The 20,633-nt window shown below is 36.5% G+C and carries 16 protein-coding genes; 14 read left to right on the forward strand and 2 right to left on the reverse strand.

The window, feature by feature from the left end:
* The first annotated feature begins 138 nt into the window (after positions 1-138).
* Positions 139-3,621, forward strand: a complete 3,483-nt coding sequence (locus PCY17_RS10760) for a hypothetical protein (protein WP_084944067.1) — start codon at positions 139-141, stop codon at positions 3,619-3,621.
* Between the two features lie 655 nt (positions 3,622-4,276).
* Here the strand turns inward: PCY17_RS10760 and PCY17_RS10765 are convergent.
* Both PCY17_RS10765 and PCY17_RS10770 read right to left on the reverse strand, forming a co-directional pair.
* The gene (locus PCY17_RS10765) at positions 4,277-5,155 is read right to left on the reverse strand and encodes a LysR family transcriptional regulator (RefSeq protein ID WP_301394489.1); all 879 of its coding nucleotides are present in this window, start codon (positions 5,153-5,155) and stop codon (positions 4,277-4,279) included.
* Positions 5,156-5,282: 127 nt separating this feature from the next.
* Positions 5,283-5,633 (reverse strand): helix-turn-helix domain-containing protein, encoded by a 351-nt coding sequence (locus PCY17_RS10770; protein WP_084942891.1) that lies wholly within the window; start codon positions 5,631-5,633, stop codon positions 5,283-5,285.
* A gap of 359 nt (positions 5,634-5,992) precedes the next feature.
* Between PCY17_RS10770 and PCY17_RS10775 the strand changes: the two genes are divergently transcribed.
* The 13 genes from PCY17_RS10775 to essC form a co-directional block, all read left to right on the forward strand.
* Positions 5,993-7,618 carry a malolactic enzyme gene (locus tag PCY17_RS10775; RefSeq protein WP_301394491.1) on the forward strand — a complete coding sequence of 542 codons (1,626 nt, stop codon included), beginning with the start codon at positions 5,993-5,995 and terminating at the stop codon, positions 7,616-7,618.
* A gap of 80 nt (positions 7,619-7,698) precedes the next feature.
* Positions 7,699-8,646 (forward strand): AEC family transporter, encoded by a 948-nt coding sequence (locus PCY17_RS10780; protein ID WP_049477968.1) that lies wholly within the window; start codon positions 7,699-7,701, stop codon positions 8,644-8,646.
* 549 nt (positions 8,647-9,195) lie between these two features.
* Positions 9,196-9,585, forward strand: a complete 390-nt coding sequence (locus PCY17_RS10785) for a hypothetical protein (protein ID WP_049477967.1) — start codon at positions 9,196-9,198, stop codon at positions 9,583-9,585.
* A gap of 140 nt (positions 9,586-9,725) precedes the next feature.
* On the forward strand, positions 9,726-10,148 hold the full coding sequence (locus tag PCY17_RS10790; RefSeq protein WP_301394493.1) for a hypothetical protein: 423 nt from the start codon (positions 9,726-9,728) through the stop codon (positions 10,146-10,148).
* Positions 10,141-11,811 carry a cutinase family protein gene (locus PCY17_RS10795; protein ID WP_042903196.1) on the forward strand — a complete coding sequence of 557 codons (1,671 nt, stop codon included), beginning with the start codon at positions 10,141-10,143 and terminating at the stop codon, positions 11,809-11,811. The genes PCY17_RS10790 and PCY17_RS10795 overlap by 8 nt, the downstream gene beginning before the upstream one ends.
* A complete protein-coding gene (locus PCY17_RS10800) occupies positions 11,792-12,106 on the forward strand; it encodes a hypothetical protein (RefSeq protein WP_042903175.1) in 315 nt (104 codons plus the stop codon). The genes PCY17_RS10795 and PCY17_RS10800 overlap by 20 nt, the downstream gene beginning before the upstream one ends.
* A gap of 13 nt (positions 12,107-12,119) precedes the next feature.
* Entirely contained in the window at positions 12,120-12,428 is a 309-nt protein-coding gene (locus tag PCY17_RS10805; RefSeq protein ID WP_080702800.1) for a hypothetical protein, read from the forward strand.
* Positions 12,429-12,658: 230 nt separating this feature from the next.
* Entirely contained in the window at positions 12,659-12,943 is a 285-nt protein-coding gene (locus PCY17_RS10810; RefSeq protein WP_001173991.1) for a WXG100 family type VII secretion target, read from the forward strand.
* A gap of 71 nt (positions 12,944-13,014) precedes the next feature.
* Positions 13,015-16,044: a type VII secretion protein EsaA gene (esaA, locus tag PCY17_RS10815; RefSeq protein WP_301394495.1), complete on the forward strand. Its 3,030-nt coding sequence runs from the start codon at positions 13,015-13,017 to the stop codon at positions 16,042-16,044.
* A gap of 11 nt (positions 16,045-16,055) precedes the next feature.
* Positions 16,056-16,520: a type VII secretion protein EssA gene (gene essA, locus PCY17_RS10820; RefSeq protein ID WP_000720507.1), complete on the forward strand. Its 465-nt coding sequence runs from the start codon at positions 16,056-16,058 to the stop codon at positions 16,518-16,520.
* A 65-nt stretch (positions 16,521-16,585) separates the two neighbouring features.
* Positions 16,586-16,825 (forward strand): EsaB/YukD family protein, encoded by a 240-nt coding sequence (locus PCY17_RS10825; RefSeq protein WP_000434883.1) that lies wholly within the window; start codon positions 16,586-16,588, stop codon positions 16,823-16,825.
* Complete coding sequence (gene essB, locus PCY17_RS10830; protein ID WP_000796947.1) at positions 16,826-18,097, forward strand: type VII secretion protein EssB; 1,272 nt, start codon at positions 16,826-16,828, stop codon at positions 18,095-18,097.
* 21 nt (positions 18,098-18,118) lie between these two features.
* Positions 18,119-20,633 (forward strand): type VII secretion protein EssC (essC, locus tag PCY17_RS10835; RefSeq protein WP_301394497.1); only part of this gene is annotated, 2,515 nt, incomplete at its 3' end.

The raw sequence follows: 20,633 nt of genomic DNA on the forward strand, positions 1-20,633 counted from the left end.
AAATTGACGGCTAATTTAAGAAGTTGTATAATTCTAAGGAATTTAATTTATTCGCAGATAGATGTTTAGAAAGCTAGATTTCTTTCAACATTCTGATTACATTTGGGAGATAAAATTGATAGCCTATGAGGAAAAAATATGAATAACTCTTTTTTATTAGAATATGACATTGAATCTTTATCTAAAGTTATCTACTCTATTACTTCATGGTTTCCAAATAGGAGATTTTTAGGAATAGTAGATAAATTGAATAGAGATTTTATTAATAATGAAAGTAAGATTTTAGGGACTACTAAAATAGATTCATACAGCAAATTTGTAGACTTTTATAAAAAAGCAATTGAGTATTATATACCTGAATACCCAAAAGAAGATTTCCCTATTGATACTGGAAATGTAAGATTCTATTCAAATGATAGATTTCATAAAATATTTATAGGAAATGGCAATGAAGATACTTATGAAACTTCATTTGTAATAGAATCTTTAGTGCATGATTTTAAGCAATTCAAAGAAATATGGTATGAGATACTTGAATATGAAGATTTAATTATTTCATCCTTAGAACCATTTAAAAGTGAGTTTACTCAAGAAAACTTTGAATGTCCACCTGAGAGTTATTTCAATTTTATATATCAAAATCATGAGCTTTTTTATGATAACGAACTTGCCCAGTATTTCAAAACATTCAAAAGTAATAATGCTGAGTTATATCCATTATTTACTCCTATTAATAACTTTCCCATATTTTTACCAGTTATGAAAGATTGTTTTATGGAGAGAATAGAAAGCGAAATAGAGGAATCAAAGTTTGAAGAATCTATTTGGTTAAGCTTCTGGAGCAGACTAAATTGTAATTTTACAAAATTCTTTGAACGAGAAGGAAATTCATTTTATAATCTGAGGTTAATTAACAAAGAGGCTAAAGAAAAGATTGATTTAAAAAATACATTGGCATTTTTAAATGAAGATAAATTAATTGTTTTAGAGCCAAGCCAAAATAAAATTTCAGATCACTTAAAAAAAGGAATTATTGATAATACTTACCAGATAGCAGGTCTTTGTCAAGATGGAGAAGTTAGAGGATTTGAGTTTAAGTCCCAGAGCAATATTATTTTTGTTGGAGTTGACACCAAGAGTATATCTCCAAATATCACTAAAACATTCGTATTTGGAGATGATGATGAATATGTATTAAATGCAAGTAGTATTATAGGAATAATTAACAATGCGAATTCAATAAAAGAAATCGTTGATTTTTTTATAGCTTATAACAATAATCAAGATAGAATTATGTCTTTCTCCAATGGAGATGCTTTATTTCGAATGTGGCAATCATCAAATCAGATGATTAATGATGGTGCTTTGAATGTAAATATGGCTTTCTTACCCTATGAAAGTGTTCATTATAATATGGAAACGTTTGATAAAATTGTATTAAACTATCCATTTGAAATAGGGGGAGAGTTTTATAATATTCATGGTTGGAAAATAGTTGATAGGGAACAAACTGATTTGTCACTTATTTCAAAAGCTCATCTTGGATCAATTGATATATTTTCAGAGAATCATAAAAGAATTATATATCGGGAGTTACATTTTATTTTAGAAGATATAAATATCTATGATTACGAACAAATAAAATCTTTTAACGAAATTGTTTTAAATGCTTTATGTCATAATAAAGAAGCAATTTTATCAAACTATGAAAAAGAAACTATGGAGATTAATTTAGTATCTAAGTCTGTGCTTGATAGAAATGCTAATTCTAGATGTCCGATACAAGAAACGAACTATTTTAATAAAATAGTTTTTGTTAAAAATTCCAAATATCAGATAACTTTATTAGCTCCTAGATGGAATAAAATATTTGCTGATAATCTTTCCAAATCAACATTGGAATTTGAAAATACAATTCTAATAAATTTACTAGACGGTTTCCTTTTTAAGGATAGAGTTTTGTTATTTGAAAAAATTAAAGAAACAGACAATGAGAAACGAACTTCAAGCTTATTTGAAGTTAGGGTTGAATATTTTATTCAGCCTCATTTAGAATTCTCAGCTCCTAAAAACTATTCTTTTAAAAGAGTCAGGAAAAGTATTGCTAACATCATTAAAGAACTTGGATTAGAGCCAGGTATATATTGTGAATCAGACATAGTTGCTATCGTAAGATGTTTTAGAAATAAAATACGCGAAGACTTAGTTTCTATGATGTCATTGTATAATCAGTATGACTTGATACTTAAACTACAAAATATATTATCTTTAATTATTTTTAATATTGATATCCACCGCAGAAGATTAACTACATTTTCAGATAACGGAAATCTTCAAACTGTTAAATTAAATAAATTTCGAGAACAAACGATTGATTTACGTGAAGAGGCCCGCGTTTATAAACCAATATTAGAATATCTTATTGAAGAGAATTTAGTAACAGAAAGGTATGATGACGCATTAATTCCAAGTGATGATATTGTTGATGAATTGATTGCTTATGGGAAATACATATTAGATTTTCAACTTCTTTCTGATGCCTATTCGTATGGTGCTAGCAATTGGTTTCAGTTAGAGATTGAAGATAATTATGTTGTAGATATTTCAGAAACGGAAAAGTACTTACAATTTGTTGATGAAATGATAGAAATCAAGTATAAATATGGTGAATACGCAAGTAGAGATAAGGAAATTGACAATAATATAATTGATCTGGTTAAGAAATCGTTCTTTCAAGATACGAAAGTTGATTTTGATTCTTTTATTTGTTTCCTCTCCATATTTTCAAGTAATAGTCATATTTTAAAATTAAAAAATCAAAAATTACTGACTGTAAAAGGAAATGTTGTAACAGGTAAAATAGAAGATTTGGCTAAATATTTTGAAGAGAATTCGGACTATTCAATTGAAATCTTTTATGGTGTTTTGAAATTCTTAGTTATAGAAAAGAAGAAAATTACTACTAATGGAGTAATTCCAATATGGGAGAAAAAGAAAAGAGATAATAAATTTTCTGCTAAACCTATTATTGTTAATCATAATAGCATTATTTTTTCACCTATTATTCTTGATAGGTTGGCAAAAGATTGGACAGAGGGAATGATGAACTTCATTTTACCATATGATATTGGTATGCAAAATACGCTAAATACAATAAATAGTTGGAAAAAATTTTACGAACAACAGATAGTCCAAAATCTTAAGGGCTTATTTAAAGATAATAGGTACGTTACTCATATTGATCAAGAATTATATAAATTAGATATTAAAGGAAATCATCCTAGAAATTTAGGAGATTACGACCTAATTGTGATAGACAATAAGCTGAAAGAAATATTATTATTTGAAGTTAAATATATGCGTTTAAGTCAGACTATGAAAGATAGTATGGGTGATCAAAAAGAATACTTTTTTGGGGGAAAGGCCAAAGGACTAAAGTTCAAACGGCGAGTAGAGTATTTTGAAGAGAATCTAGATGTAATTTGTAGAAATATCGGATTAGAAGAGAGATACTCATTAAAATCATATTTCATTACAAATAAACTAATAAAATCAAACTTTGTGGAATTTCCATTTGAAATTATTAGTTTTAATGAATTTAAATCTCTCAATAATAATTGAATTTCTTTATAAAATTTGAACAGGTTATCAAAGTATTCATTTTCTAAAATTGATAAAAGAGATTTTGTATATATTAACTTCTAAATTTATTTCTCATAAAATGTAGTCATTTGGTTGATTTTTACAGTAACACATCGAAATTCTAAATTTCAAAAATCACTTTAAATCAATATTTTTCGTCATAACTGACGAGTAGTGAATGTCTGCTTGACTTCTGTCTGTAAAAACCAAATAAGGTAAACTTTTGATATTCTGGTTCGATTTTTACTTATTTTTGACGAAAATTTACCTTATTTTGATGCAATTGATTGAAATTAGTTGAAATTTTATTTTCTGAAAACTAGTGAGAACATTGATTTTAAAGAATTTTGAAATTAGATGAAATAAGTGATGCCCCAACCAGGTCTTAAGAAAGCTCGTAAAGCATCACAATTTAGTAAACGTTAATTCGAAAGAATTACGATACTTACAAAGAGCACCTTTCGGGGTGTTCTTTTTTATCGACACTTTGTAGATTTATAATTGGGAATCTCGTTGAATGGCATCAGGTAAATGAAAAGATTCGGCGATCATATCCTATTTCTTCGTGCTTTAGTCTAATACCTATAATGTAAAAAACTCTAGCTATCAGGTAGTTGATAGTTAGAGTTTTTTTCTATTCATATGATTTAATGAGATTAAATAAGGCTTCTACTTCTGATGACAGTGTAGCTGATTTGAGATAAGCGTAATAAACTGTAAATGTTATCTGGTCCTCCGGTATTAGAGGGATTTTTATTAAATCATCATCTTCATCAGAAAGTGCGATATCAGCCAGTAAACTTACGCCAATCCCTTTCTTTAAAAGTTCTTTAATAATGATAATGTCGTCACTCTTAAAGAATATTTCTGCCTTGTTTTGATACTTTTGATTAAGTAGTTCAAAAGCTTTCAGGTGAACAAAGTGTTCGTCTAAAAGTATAAAGGATTGATCTACTAATTCTTCAAAAGTGAGGGAAGGAGCAGTAGCAAGAGGATGGTTCTTAGATAAAACGACATACAGTTCTTTATGAAAGAGTTCATGTGTCTCTATTGAAGGATGATTGAGTGGTTCAATCAAGCCAAGTAAGCTCGCATCTAGTTCTCCCTTAAGGAGAAGATTTAATAATTCTACGGATCCACCGCGGATAGGGCGCACCTTTTTTAAAAAATCAAATTCAGTTTCTTTATTTAAGACAGAGAAAAGATACTGAATGATAATAGGAGGGAATCCTACAGTAGAGCAATGCGCCAAAGAGCGATTAATTTCTTTGCGAGTAGAAATGACCTCGGGTAAAATCAGTTCTGTATGCTTCAGAAGGATTTGTCCTTGATTAGTTAGTCTAAAGGAGCGATGTGAAGGATCATGGTGAATCAATTTGCAATTAAAAGATTCCTCTAAGCGCTTGATGGCATAAGAAATAGATGGTTGGCTGACTTTATGTTGTTTTGCTACTTCCGTATAGGATTGAAGCTGGCAGAGGTCATAAAAATATTGTAGATCTTTTAAATTCATATGGGCTCACTTTCATTAGTTGGAGAAGGAAAATAAGTGGAAATCACCAGATAAATACTTTTTATCCGTATCCTACAATTTGACTATACGAGTATTCACCGGTTAAAATGTAAGTGAGTCAGGGATATCAAAGGTTATCTAAGATGCTTTCAAAAATGACCAACATTTTTTCTCGTTTATCAATAGGGAGTTGTTTAACCTTCATGTTGATTCTCTTGAGTGAAAGATTGTCAGTTTTATCAGAGGTTGATTCAAGACTATCAAAATTGAAAAATTCCTCTGGGGTCATCTCTAGGGCGACAATCACTTTTTCAAGACTGTGAATGGTCAGATTCACATTTTGGTTTTCAAGTTGATTGATATACTTAAGCCCAAGTCCTGCTTGTTCCGAAAGTTCTTCCTGGCTCATTTTTTTCTGTGTTCGAAAATATTTCACTTTTTGGGAAATATATTGTTGTAAATAGTTTTTATTCGTCATATAAATAGAATACAAGTTTTGCATGACAAAAAAACATCTTAAAAAATACAAAGTATTGTATAACAAACTTATATAATATTTATTTTAATTCGGATTGCCAATTTGTATGATTAGTTTCTTTTGCTCGAAACTTTTAGTAAAGAGTGATCATTGAGAGTTTTATGAGTCCAGAACTTTATAAAATATAACAACTTAAAGTGTCATTAATAATGGTGTTTTAAGTATAAAAGAGCTTATTAGAAAATTGTTCTCGTAGACTTATTATAACATATGCGTACACAATTGTATTTTTTAAACAACAAAGTTTTCCAAACGATTCGTTTTAAGTGGTATAATAGAAGTAAAAAGGAGGTTGCACTATGATTGCACATGATATTTTAAACAACCCTTTCCTTAATAAAGGAACTGCTTTTACCTTGGAAGAACGAAAGGAGCTAGGCCTTATTGGTTTATTGCCTCCCTATGTCCAAACTATTAAAGAACAAGCGTCGCAAACATATGCACAAATGCAAACAAAAGTAAGCGATTTGGAAAAACGTCTTTTCCTAATGGAAATCTTTAATACCAACCGTACCCTTTTCTACTATTTATTTTCTAAACATTTGGAAGAGTTTAATCCAATTGTATATGACCCAACCATTGCGGATACTATTGAAGGCTATAGTGACCTCTTTGTAGATCCCCAATATGCGGGATATCTTGATATTAATCACCCTGAAAATATTGAAGCTACTTTGAAAAATGCGGCGGGTAATCGAGAAATCCGTCTTATCGTTGTAACAGATGCGGAAGGAATCCTTGGTATTGGTGACTGGGGAACAAATGGGGTAGATATTTCAGTTGGGAAATTGATGGTCTATACTGGAGCAGCAGGGATTGATCCTTCTATGGTGCTTCCTTTAGTCATTGATGCAGGCACGAACCGTGAAGAACTCCGCAATAATCCTAATTACTTAGGAAATCGCCATGAACGCGTGCGTGGTGAGCGCTATTATGACTTCATTGATCAATTTGTTCAAACAGCAGAGCGTCTCTTTCCTAAACTTTATCTTCACTGGGAAGATTTTGGTCGCTTGAATGCAGCCAATATTCTTGAAAAATACCGGAAACAAATTCCAACTTTTAACGATGATATTCAAGGCACAGGGATTGTTACCTTGGGCGGTATCTTTGGCTCACTGGATATTAGTGGTGAAAAATTAACAGATCAAGTTTATCTCTGCTATGGTGGTGGTACTGCGGGTGCAGGAATTGCCTCTCGTGTTCTTCGTGAAATGGTGAGTGAAGGTCTTTCTGAAGAAGAAGCTTATAAACGTTTCTTTATGGTTGATAAACAAGGTCTTCTATTTGATGATATGGATGACCTAACTCCTGAACAAAAACCGTTTGCTAAGAAACGTGCTGACTTTAGTAACGCAGACAAGTTGACTGACCTGCTTGAAGTAGTGAAGACTGTGAAGCCAACCATTCTTGTAGGAACTTCGACTCAACCTAATACCTTCACTAAAGAAATAGTAGAGGCTATGTGTGAAAACACAGAACGTCCGATGATCTTCCCTTTGTCAAATCCAACCAAACTAGCTGAAGCTATTGCCAAAGATTTGATTGAATGGTCAGATGGCAAAGCTTTTGTCGCAACAGGAATTCCTGCTGATACGGTTTCTTATAAAGGTGTCGACTATGTGATTGGTCAAGCCAATAATGCCTTGATTTACCCAGGTCTTGGTCTAGGTATGCTGGCTTCTGAAGCAAGTCTTTTAACTGATGAAATGATTGGAGCAGCGGCTCATTCATTGAGTGGTATTGTCAATCCAGGCCAACCAGGAGCTCCTGTTTTGCCGCCGTTCAAATATGTAGCAGATGTTTCTATTAAAGTAGCGGAAGCAGTCGCTAAAAAAGCGCAAGAACAAGGTCTTGCACGCGCTAAGGAAACAGATATGGTCAAAGCCGTTCGTGATTTGAAGTGGTATCCAGAGTATAGATAATTCATTCCTGTTGCTGTCTATCCTTCTATAGCGACAGATTTGTATGGGCTGTGGACTTAAGTAATATAGAAAGGATACCTATGTCACTCTTTTTAACCTCGATTACGAGTATCATTCCGATAATTGCTATTATTGTTTTGGGGTATATTCTTCAGGTGAAGGGATGGTTTGGAGATGACTTTGGACCTAACCTATCTCGTTTGATCATGAATGTAGCCTTGCCAGCATCAATCTTTGTGTCGGTGATGAAATACCTAACACTAGATAAACTAATCAGTCTTTCTGGAGGTCTCCTTTATACATTTGTGGCCTTTATCTTGGGCTATATCGTAGCTTATATTGCAGTTGTGGTTTTCAAGGTTCGTCCAGGACGGCGAGGGACCATGATTAATACCTTTGTGAATGCCAATACTATTTTTATCGGTTTACCATTAAACGTTGCTCTTTTTGGAGAGCAGGCTCTTCCTTATTTCTTAATTTACTATATCACCAATACGATTTCCACCTGGACATTGGGCGTGTATTTGATGACGAGCGATAGTAAATCGGGTCAAAGCAAGGAGACAACTAAATTTGACTGGAAGAAATTGCTACCAGCTCCGCTTGTAGGTTTTCTTGTGGCTCTACTAGTTTTGATTCTCCGAATTCCTATTCCAGATTTCGCAATGAATACCTTAACCTATGTTGGAAATATCGTCACTCCTCTATCTCTGATTTATATTGGTATTGTTCTTGCTAGGGCAGGCTTGAATACCATTGCTTTTGATAAAGATACAATTGTTACTTTAGTTGGACGCTTTATCCTAGCTCCTCTGATCATGCTTCTTGTATTGAAGTTCTTTGCACCAAATATGGCGACAGTAGAATTTAAGACCTTTATGATTCAGTCCGCTACACCAGCTCTAGCTGTTCTCCCAATCCTTGCTAATCAAGGAAAAGGAGATGTGGAATTCTCTACGAATGTAGTGACTCTAAGTACGGTTCTATTTATCGTTGTTATTCCAATATTACAAACTTTATTAGGATAAGAAGGAAGAGGATAGGATTGAAAGTTATGCGTTAAGAAATTCCCCTATTTAAAAAATATTGGTTCAAATTTTATGAAATGAATCAGTAGATATCGTTCTGAAAAGCCTTGATATTGTGTTGTTTTTAACCCAACGGAAACCCACACTTTCCAACCAGGTCTTAAGAAAGTCCGTAAAGCATCACAATTTAGTAAACGTTCATTCGAGAGAATTACGATACTTACAAAGAGCACCTTTCGGGGTGTTCTTTTTGTACTTTCATACTTAAATTGGTGCAATTGACACAGTTGTTGCGACTTTAGTCGCTTACAAATGTAGCTGCAATCTGACAAAGTCAGTTGTTTCTTTGTATTCAACTCAGATACTTCTGGTCAGATTATTAACAAGCCTTCAAGAAGAGTGATTGGTGAAATAGGATGTTTGAGGCTTTTATGCTATACTAGTTTTAATGACAATCTTCTATTTCTAAAGCAACAATAGATCCGTAATTTGTTTTTAATTAAGGAGTTTTGGATTGTAAGAGGGAGATGATATATCTGAAGGAGCATTATGAAAAAACGTACCTTACTTTGGCTGATTTTAGCACTTGGAATATTTGGAGGCGGAGCATGGCTAGCACAAGAAACAAATTTATTTCTAAGCCCACGAGCTAAGCAGTTGGATTATTTAAAGGAACATGAAGAAGAAATTGTAAAATTTGTAAAGTCTAAAAATTCAAAGATTGAATCTGTTCAGATTTCTTGGGATGAAACTAAATGGGAAAAAGTTGGGAATGGGACCCCTCAAGGAGGCGGAGAAATTGTAAATGTATATGGTGGTTTTAATCATATTGAGTCCTCCTCTTGGAATGTTACTTTTGATATTGAGAATGGCAAAATTATTCCTAATTCAATGGCTTTAGCCAATTATTTACGAATGGGAGGAAGGATTTTTGACTAACAGTAATTTAAAAAAATTTGATAATTTTTACTCAAATTTAACATTCTCTTCACTCCCCACTGACTTCTAATACTTGCCAAAAGTATTTTTTTACATTCATGATATAATAAACTTAGATTCCGCTATATAGGAGGAAAGAGATGAAAAAACGTACTTTACTTTGGCTAGCTTTAGCTCTTGTAGTATTTGGAGGAGGCGCATGGATGGCACAGGAAACAAATCTATTTGGAGGAGTATTTCTTAGTCCGCGAGCCAAGCAGTTGGCATATCTGAAGGAGCATGAAGAGGAGATGGCGAACTTCATAAAGTCTAGAAATCCTAAAGTCGAAAGTGTCCAGTTTGATTGGGATAGTATGGAAGTTGGTCAGATAGGAAATGGAACTCCTCAAGGAGGCGGTTATATGCTAACATTTAAAGGGCGTATAAACAATATAAAGGAAAGCAGTTTTACTCTTGGATTTCCTTTGGATAATAACAGGTACTCCTTGCCTAACCTTGAGAGGATTTCTGAAATGCAACCCATAAGAATTTTACGAGATGGTGGATGGTTTATATATGAGTAATAGCAATTTAAAAAATTTTGATAATTTTTATGCAGATTTGGCGCAGTCGGCATATGCTAATCGCCCTAATAATTTTCCGCCTTTAAATAATTCAAAAACTTTTCAAGATTTTAACTTTTCTGAAGATATAGTTTTTGACGGTGAAATCACACCCGGAGGTAAGAACCTTCCTCATAATGGTAGAGTCTACTTGCAACCAGATCCTGAGTTGCGAGATACTTATAAAGTCACATCGATACCAGTTCCTGATGCGAATGGGATGAGGCAGGATGTTCATCACAAACGTTATCAAAAAGGATTGTTAACTGATGATGAAGCTGGTTTCAGTGCCTACTACTTAACGGATACGCCAACCTTGACTAATGATACCAAGAAAACCTATATGGCTATCCGCGGAAGTGATGCCATCAGTAAAGAAAATTGGAACGACTGGGTTGACAACGATGCTAAGTTCGCTCTCAATCATATCCATACGCCGCAAGCCAAGTTAGCGACAGTAGGAATGAAAACGAAGATTGCAGAGATGACTGAAAAAGCTCCGCAAGCTACGATGGACATCACAGGTCACTCCTTAGGAACCATTGTCTCTGCGCAAGGGGTAGCTGGCCTCAGTGATGAAGAACTGGAGAAAATCGGCAAAGTGGTCCTCTTTGACGGCCCGGACACGACAAAGAGTTTAAAGAAAATGGGACTCAGTGATGAGAAAATCAAAAAGATCAGCGAAAAAATCGAGTACTATGTCAATCCATTTGATGTCGTGGGGATGCTCAATCGTGAGCATACCATCACCAAATTACCGGGGGACTCCGATGAACCTCTTAAGAAACCCGTCGGTAAAGTCAATGTCCTCGTCCCCTTGCATTATACCCAGATTACTGATCCGGAAAGTTCCCATGACTTTGGTGTTTTCCAATCGGATGGGAAGGGAAATTTATTGACTGCTTCAGAGGATTTTCACCCAGAATTGCTCAGGGCAGGTGAAAAGCTGGCTCGACTGATAGCGACAACCTTGGATTCCCTCCGGGCTTTAGGAGTCGATGAAAATGTAGCCTCAAATGTTTTAAATTCCATTATGAGAGGTGAGTTTAAAATAAAGGCAGCTATTGGTTATTCAGTTTACGAGAATTTTACAACTGAATATAGCAAGATCGTCGAAGAAGCTCGTAAAGAATCGATAAAATGGGATAGAGAAGCTATTCCTCGTTATCAGGAACAACTGAGAAATGGCAATCTTACAGGAGAAAAGAGGATTTTGGTTCGAGCTCAGTTGCTTCAGACAGCAGCCCAGTTGGCAAATTTTGACATGGAAGACAAAGTTAAATCTGTGAAAACCTTACTTTCAGATGCTAAGGAAGATATTCAAAACATGATAAAAGAAACAAGACAGACAGCCTTTGACATGGTTGGATATTTGTCAAGTTCAGAAGTTACAAATCTACTTTCTGGTTTTGACACAACAAGCTTTTGGGATGAAGGCGTTGCAAGTGACACGAAGACAGCAGCAACATCCTTCCTGACACAAATCGAGCAACTAGGGGAGAGCTTGGTTAAAGCTAGTGGTTCCTTTGAAACCATAGATACAAATAGTGCTGAAGATTTTAACAATCTATTGGCGGATGTAAAACAAACATGGAGGGAAAAAAATGTTAGTCTTAACGGATGAGGATACTTTAATTACAAGAGAGCAACTCGACAGAGGCTTCAAAGAAAGAATGAAGGAACAAGAACGCCAAGCAGTCAGGGCCTTAGTAACTGCAAAAGAACTGTCAATCCTTGCTAAAGGAGTGGAGTTAGCTAAAAAGTTGCAAGAAGCAGCTTCAGATATGCAAGAGTACGCTTCTAAGACTTATGTAAACAATATTAAGGGTGGATTTGAGGGCAAGGCCGCTGATGCTGCCGAAACTTACTTGACCCAGACCATGCAAACCCCTGCTTTACAAAGTCCGATCAAGAACTAGGAGAAAACTTGTGATGGATAAAAAGCAACTTCAGAAACTAGAGGATGAGCATAATCGTAAATTACGAAACTTAGAGCGTTTGGAGATGGATTTGGATGATGATTTCCACAAGTTTAGTAGGGAGACGGATAATCTCCTAGAGGCGCTTTCCTATGCATGCAGAGACAGTAGTTTTGCTGAAATTCAACCATATATCTTTGAGATAGAGAACAATTTAGATAACTATCATCAACTTTACAAGAGTCGCATAGAGAATGTGTTGGAAGCTCGCCATCAAGAGAATAAAAACTTTCATAGAAAGTTAGAAGAAAAGAACGTTTAACAAATATACCTTATAAAAGAAGGATGATATGAGTTTGTTATACTTTGTTATTATAAATAAAAAAAAGAAGTAATTATACAAGAAAAGTAGATAATTTAATCCTTCTTACTAGTTTTTAGATGGAAACAGCTCTTATTTTTTATAAATAGAATAAAAAATGAATTTTAAACTTGCAATTGAGGCAAATTATTGATATAATGAGGGCATAAATTAATATAAAGGAGTTTCACATGGCTTTAATTCAATTAACAACAGAAGAATTGCGCACCTCTGCTCAAAAGTACACTCAAGGTTCTGAGGAAGTAAGACAAGTACTTCGTACATTAACTCAAGAGCAAAATACTATCCGAGACAACTGGAAAGGTGCTGCTTTTGAGAGCTTTGATCGCCAATTCACAGAATTGTCTCCAAAAATTGAGGAGTTTGCAACTTTGCTTGATGAAATCAATGCTCAATTGAACAAGGTTGCTGAAATTGTTGAACAAAACGACCAAGATCTTGCATCACAAATTTAATTTGTTATATAAGTGGCTTTAGGAGGGCGAGAGCCTTCCTATTTTTTATGACGGAGAAGATTTAAAGTAATATGAAGAAGAATAGAATTTTTAAATATATAGGAAGTAGTCTGCTGGCATTAGGATTGCTTGCATTGATTATTTTTTTGAATCTATCTGTTCAAAAAAATACAACGATTAGCAATGAAAATAATGCAAAGGCTAATCAGCAGACAAAATTAAATGTAGCTATCGTAAATGAAGATAAGCCTGTCTACGTAGATACAAAAGAATACAATCTAGGTGCTAGTTATGTAAAAAATATCGAGCGTGATAATTCACAAAACTGGTCTGTTGTCCCTCGTGGAGCAGCTGATTCTGGGTTAGAAAGTGGGAAATACCAACTCGTTTTAACAATTCCTAGTGACTTTTCTGAAAAAATACTCGATATTAACAGCATCAATGTTGACAAGACAACCATCAATTATAAGGTGAATGCGCAAGGAAATTTGCAAGTAGAAAATGATGCAAATAAACTAGCGAAAGATATTGTTGCTGATTTGAATGGTCAGTTAGTCGATATGTATATGGCTAGTATTTTGAACAACCTTTATACAGCACAAAAGAATGTCCAAGCTAGCTCACAGATACAAGCGACCAATATCGGAAACTATCGTACGAATTTATATAATACAGCTATCAACTCTAAAAATCTTTTCCCAACTCTCTATAGTATGTCTAGTTCCTCTGTTGACGCCAACAGTGCTTTAAAGACAGGTTTGGATAGTTATTCTCAGATTTTTGGTCGTTATGACGTTTCACAGATTGCCTATGGTAAAAAGCTTGACACTCTGCTTCAGGATAGGGTCACTGAGAAGAAAAATCATGCGGATGTTATCACTGGGCTCATTTCTCAGAGTTGGGAAGACGTTAAGGGACAAATTGAAACTTATAAGGAATTAATTAAAGCTCAACGTATTCTGATTTCTAATATAGATGGAACACCAGCATCCACTGATGGAACGTCACCAGAAGTTGAGGCTCACTATAAAAAAGTAGCAGATAATATCAGCAAAGAGATTGCTACTTTAGAGACCAATCTAACAGATGAAAGAACCAAGTTTGAGAATCATAAAAAGGATATTCGTAACTTTGTCGATGAAAAATTAGCTGCTTATTATGAGACAAGTGAGAAGAATAATATCACTCTCGGTCAATTTTTGGATAAAGCTGCAAATAAGGACCTAGAGAAGGTTGAGGAATCTCTAAAAACGCAGCTGGCTTCTGCAATCTCAGAACTACCCAAAGAAGACTTTAGTGGAAAAGAATTTAGTGGTTTTGGTATGACACCAATCACAATTCCTTCTGTAAACTATACTGAATTAAAAACAATCAAAGAGCCTAGTGACGAAATCAATTCGACTGATTTGAAGAATTTGGAAGATCTGGCAATCACGAGTACGAGTGCTGTTGGACGAACAGGAACAAAGGCTAAGGTATCATGGAAAGCTGAATCAGGAGTGACAGTTCACTCAGTTACTTATGATGGTACACCAGTTGAGTTTGGTCAAGAAATTGATTTGAAGACGGGTGGGACTTTTAAAGTAGCCTATAGTGTTGCAGAGGCAGCTCCGACTCCAACTACAGGTTCAACCGGGACTCCAAGCCCAGCTCCAAAAGCAGAGCTAAAATCAATTAATATTTCCTTGAATGATGTCCAAGCAGCCAGTGCTCCAGTAGATGTGTTACGTGTTCAGCAAGCAGCAGTGAGTTATGGACAAAAGGTTCAGAAAATAGCTTCTGACTACCAAAAGGTGGAAGCACTCAGACAAACATACAATGCTGTCAAAGAGTTACGAAATAGTGATGTAACAGATGCTTTGTCAAATATTTGGCTTGAAGCTATTAGTTCAAATCTGAAGAAATATGAAGACAGCTTAACTACACCTGCTAGCGATAAAGAAACTGATGGTGTCAAAGGGAAAGTAGATAAAGCCTTGTCAGCACTGACTAAACTGAAGCCTGTTCTAGAAAAAAATGTGCAGGATGTTTTGTCTACCAACCAAGAATTGAATAAAAAAATCAAGGAACAGTTAAAGTTGTACGAGCAGTTGGAAGATAATCTAAAGGATTTGGTTAAGAAGCAAGGGAAAGGCAATGATGCTTTTGAAGAGACTGATAAACAATTGGCCACCCTAAAATCGGATTATGCAGCTCTATTGTCAGAAACTACGGGTGTGAAGGAGTCTTCTCAAAGTAATGTCAAAGCTGCAGAGTCTGTGAATGAAACTTTAGGTAAGTTCAATCGTGAATTGTCAAATGCTCAAACAAGTACTGAAAAGTTGTCACAAGATGCTGACTCCTTGATGACGCAGTTTAACGAAGAATTGACTAACAATGGAAACTTTGTAGAATCCTTTGTGAAGGTTCTGAATAATGCCTATCAAAATGGGGTACCAAACGAAGTTTTGTTGAACTTCTTATCCAATCCTGTTACCCAAAATGCTACTTCAGTGAAAGCGACTGTCAATGTTTACCGTCCATTTACATGGATTTTACTATTGGAGATTGTTAGCCTCTTTACAGCCTATCTGTTTGCAACTCAAAACGTTATTCGCAAAGTCAAAGATAAGTTCAAACTTGATAAGTTACATGATACAGACTTGATGACGGTAACCATCCTATCTGCTTTAAGTCTCGTTGTCGGATTGGTAGTTGGTGTTGTATCAAGTGTTCAGCTACAGGTTGGCCGTGAATATCAACCATCTTGGGTTCTATTAATTGTTTTAGCCGCATTTGTACTGATTCAAGGACAATATCTATTGCTTAAACATTTCCGAGTGATTGGTATGGGACTCTCCTTCTTTATGATGATTAGCTTTGTCTACCTATCAAATGCTATTGGGACAACAGCAAGTCTAACTGGTTTCCCAGCCTTTATCAAAAATCTCAATGCGTTATCGATATTAGAAGGTTTGCTCTCAGGATACTTTGATGGACATCCAGCAGCAATTATCGCTTTTGTTGCAACGATTGTTGTCATAGCTGTTTTACTTGTTATAAATGTTTTTATCAGAGAAAGTAGTTTGTGGTTTCAAGCAAGTCAAGCTGAGAAAGAATAGAAATTAGAAATATGAAGAAAATCATTCTTTTCCTTCTTACCTTAGTAACATGTGCAGCAGTCTCTGGGGCTGCTGCAGATGATTTGAAGGATAACAGTCTGCAGATTGATGATTCCCGACTTGAAAAGAAAGAGGGATTGAAATTTGGTCTACAGTCTGAACAAATCAAGGAGCTTTTTAATGAAGCGACTCAAAAGAGGTTGCAGGACATGCAACAGCATCAAGAGGAACAGTTGATCACAGAAAGGGGCCAACTGTTTTCTGCTATACAGAGACCAGTGAAAAAATCTTCTGAAGAACAGTTGTTTCAGCCCAATGCTCAAAAAACAATCAAGTTCCAAACAAATATAGGCCATGTAGAAAAAGGTGGTCTGAATGACTTTCTTCCAGAGATATTCTATGTGGTGTTGATTTTCTTGCTTTTTGGAGCAACGGCAGTAATGAGTTATCGTGTGATGGTAGAAGGGATGGACTAATTTTACAACTAGTCTGTCTAAATAACTTAGAAAAGGATAAACCAGACATAGGAGGCGTGTAAAAGGTGGAGCAACATATCAATATTACCCTACGTTTGAGAGAAAGAGATGTGGATATTCGCATTCCGCGGCGAATTGAAGTGCGCCGGCTGGTGCGAGAAGTGGATACGATTTTTAATCCAGGTATCAAGCGAAAAAAATATCAATTAAGAATTGTCAATAAAGGTTTGTTGATTGATGAAGGGAAACATCTGTCTGATTATCCTATGACGACAGGAGATTTAGTAGAAATTGAGGAGATATAGGTGGCTGAAGAAAAATTTGAATTTGGTGGACAGTCGTTTGTCTATGAAAAAAATGAAACAAACTGGGAATTAAAACTCAAACGTTCAGATGTTGCGAGTCAAGATTTACGGGAACTCTTACTATTGGATTTGCATCATCCATTCTTTTTGGAGCAATCGATGGTGTCTGATGAGGATAGTGTCACCTTCTCCTATCAAGTCGAAGCTCATGGACTGACTTATGAGGAAATAAAGGAACGTACCATTTCGGAAAGAATCCGTTTGGCCCTAAACGTTTTTCGTCTAGAGGGCGCCTTGGAGTTACCTGTGACTTTCCTTTTGCACCCAGTAAATCTCTTTATTACCAAGGATGCTCAGGCTAAGATTGCTTATCGTGGAATTCCTGGTCTGATGGTTCCTCAATCCATATCCTCAGAAGATTTTTTACGCCAGGCTAAATGTTTTACAGTAACACTATTTAGCGATTTGGATTTCATGGATCTTTATAATGGTTCCTTGGAATTAGAGACCTTGCCCGACTTCTTAAATGACCTATGTCAGGCAGATGATATAGAGGCTGCAGTAGCTGTTTTGGAGAAGTACTACACGGAGAAGGCTGCGAAAGAACGGGCAGATTTGGTCTTGGTTCCAAGTAGACGCCATCGTGTCTTTAAACTGGCAACGATTTGGTTAACAGCCAGCGTTGTCTTGTTGATCGTTCCACTGATCTATCTGATTTTTGTGCAAAATCCTTTCAAAGAAAAGATGTTGCAGGCAGATACTGCCTTTATTAAAGTTGATTATAGTGGTGTTATTACAGAATTAGAGAGAATTGATCCAGCTAGCTTGCCGAATACGCAAAAGTATGAGTTGGCTTACTCTTATATTCAGGGGTTGGAATTTTCTTCTGAACAAAAGAAAGTCATCTTGAACAACGTAACACTCAAGTCAGATGAGCTTTATTTGACTTACTGGATCCAGGTTGGGCGCAATCGTTTTGAAGAGGCTCTTGATATTGCGAAACGAATTAACGACAGTGATTTGATTCTCTATGCTTTGACTCAGGAAATTAAGCAGGTTCGAGAAGATGGTAACTTGTCAGGGAAAGACCGTGAAAGTAAGTTGAATACTTTGGAAAGCGAGTATAAGAAATACTGGGATAGTCGAAGTGAGCTACTAACGAGTGAATCAAGCTCCAATGCTTCTACAACTCCTAACCCTCAAGACAAGGCTTCTGAAAGCAAACCGTCATCTGAGAAGAAACCTGTTCCAAGTAGCTCCTCTAGCAATTAAAGTAGACCAAGGAGAGAAATTATGAAAAAACAAATCATTTTCTACAGCCAAGGTCTGCGTTATGAAGTAGAACTGGGTGCAGATAAGACGGTCTTGATTGGAGCGACTGAAAAGGCCCAAGTCTACCTTTCTCAACAGGAAAGACCGATTCAGCTCAAGGTCGATGGTGGCGAGGTCTTTTATCAGTACGATGATGAAGCGGGACTCTTGAAAGATGGTCTGCGTTTGGGTGAGGTCGTCTTTTATCTCCGAGAAGGGGAGCCAAGGGTTTATGACCTTTTGGATTTATCAGAGTTTCAGATTGGCTCTCAAAGAGGTGCGTTGATCACACTAGATGGAGATGTTGAACTCTTACTTCAAAAATCCCAAAATCAATGGAAGCTAACTCGACTAAAAGGCGCATTTTATCGAAACAATCATCTGGAACAAATGGACCAGCAATTGATTGGTTTTGGAGATGAGTTGAGTCTAGGGGCGGTGACGATTAAGTTCTATCCAGATGAAGTATGGGTTCAGGGTCCTGCCCAAGTTGGGCAACAACTGACTCTGAGAGAACCATCTCGATATGGTTTTTATGAAGATTATCCAGATTATCATCGTTCTCCACGGATCATCTATCGTGGTAGCGAGGATAAAATCTTGATCAATCCCCCAGGCCAGGAGCCAGTTAAGCCGAGTGATGAACTGTTAAAGCTGATCGTTCCTCCTTTGATGATGGTCGGGGTAACCGTCTTGATCACCTTGATTCAACCTCGCGGGATCTATATTCTTGCGACAGTGGGGATGTCCATAACCACAATGATTTTTTCTATCCGTGGTTTCATCAAAAATCGTAAAAAGTACAAGGCTGATAAGAAGGAACGGGTCGATCTCTATCGTCTTTACCTGAAAGATAAGGTCAAAGAGTTGACTCGTCTGGAACGAGAACAAAAAGAAGGGATGCACTATCATTTTCCAACGATTTTAGAATTGACGGACTTGGTTGAGAGTTACAATCACCGGATCTACGAAAAGACTCCCTTGCATTTTGACTTTTTATACTATCGTTTGGGACTCGGGAAAATGCCGACTAGCTATGACCTGAAATACGGTCAACAGGAGCGCAGCGGTAAGAAGGATGCTCTGGAAGAAGAGGGTTACGCTCTCTATAGTCGTCACAAAAAAATTCCAGATATGCCGATTCCGGCAAACCTTAGTCATGGACCGGTGGGTTATATTGGACCTAGAAATCTCGTCCTAGAACAACTGCAGCTTTTGGTGATGCAGCTAGCGACTTTTCATTCTTATCATGATGTGCAGTTTATTACGATCTTACCTGAAGAGGAAAAAGAGCAATGGTCTTGGATGCGTTGGCTCCCTCATGCCAAACTGCAAGAACTCAATGTTCGCGGTTTTGTCTACAATCAACGAACACGGGACCAAGTTCTGAATAGTTTGAACCAAATCTTGAAACTACGCCGTAGTCAAAAGGAAGAAGCATCCCACAAGGAGAGCACCCTCTTCCATCCTCATTACGTGGTTTTAGTGACCGATGAGAAGTTGATTTTAGATCATATCATCATGGAGTTCTTTACCGAAGATCCAACGGAATTAGGCTGCTCTCTCATCTTTGTAGAGGATGTCATGAGTTCCTTGTCTGAGAACATCCAAACAGTGATCAATATCAAGGACCGCAATACAGGCCAACTGGTTATGGAAGAAGGAGTCTTGAAAGAGACGGACTTCCGTTTGGATCATTTCCCAGCAGATTATGATAAGGAGCGGATCGCCCGTACCTTGGCTCCGCTCAATCACCTCCAAAACCTGAAGAGTTCGATCCCAGATTCTGTGACCTTTATGGAAATGTATGGGGCGGAGACCTTTGAGGATTTGCAGGTATCGAGCCGTTGGAAAAAGAACGCACCTTACAAGAGTTTGGCTGTGCCGATTGGTCTGCGTGGTCAGGATGACCTGGTTCAGCTCAATCTGCATGAAAAAGCCCATGGACCTCATGGTTTGATCGCAGGGACGACTGGATCAGGGAAGTCAGAAACCATCCAATCCTATATCCTATCCCTCGCTGTTAACTTCCACCCACATGATGTGGCTTTCTTGCTGATTGACTACAAGGGTGGTGGGATGGCCAATCTCTTTAAAAACCTTCCCCATCTCTTGGGGACGATTACCAACTTGGATGGAGCCCAATCCATGCGGGCCTTGGCTTCGATCAATGCGGAGATCCATCGTCGTGAACGACTTTTTGGAGAGTTCGAAGTCAACCATATCAATCAATACCAGAAGAAATTTAAAAACGGAGAAGCGACAGAACCGCTCCCTCACCTCTTCCTCATCTCAGATGAGTTTGCAGAGCTCAAGGTTAACCAGCCAGACTTTATCAAGGAGCTGGTATCCATCGCTCGGGTTGGGCGTTCCCTCGGGGTCCACTTGATCCTAGCTACTCAGAAACCATCTGGTGTGGTGGATGACCAGATCTGGTCTAACTCACGCTTCAAGATCGCCCTTAAGGTGGCGGACCGTTCGGACTCCAATGAAATGC

It is taken from the genome of Streptococcus sp. SO2 (assembly GCF_030440025.1).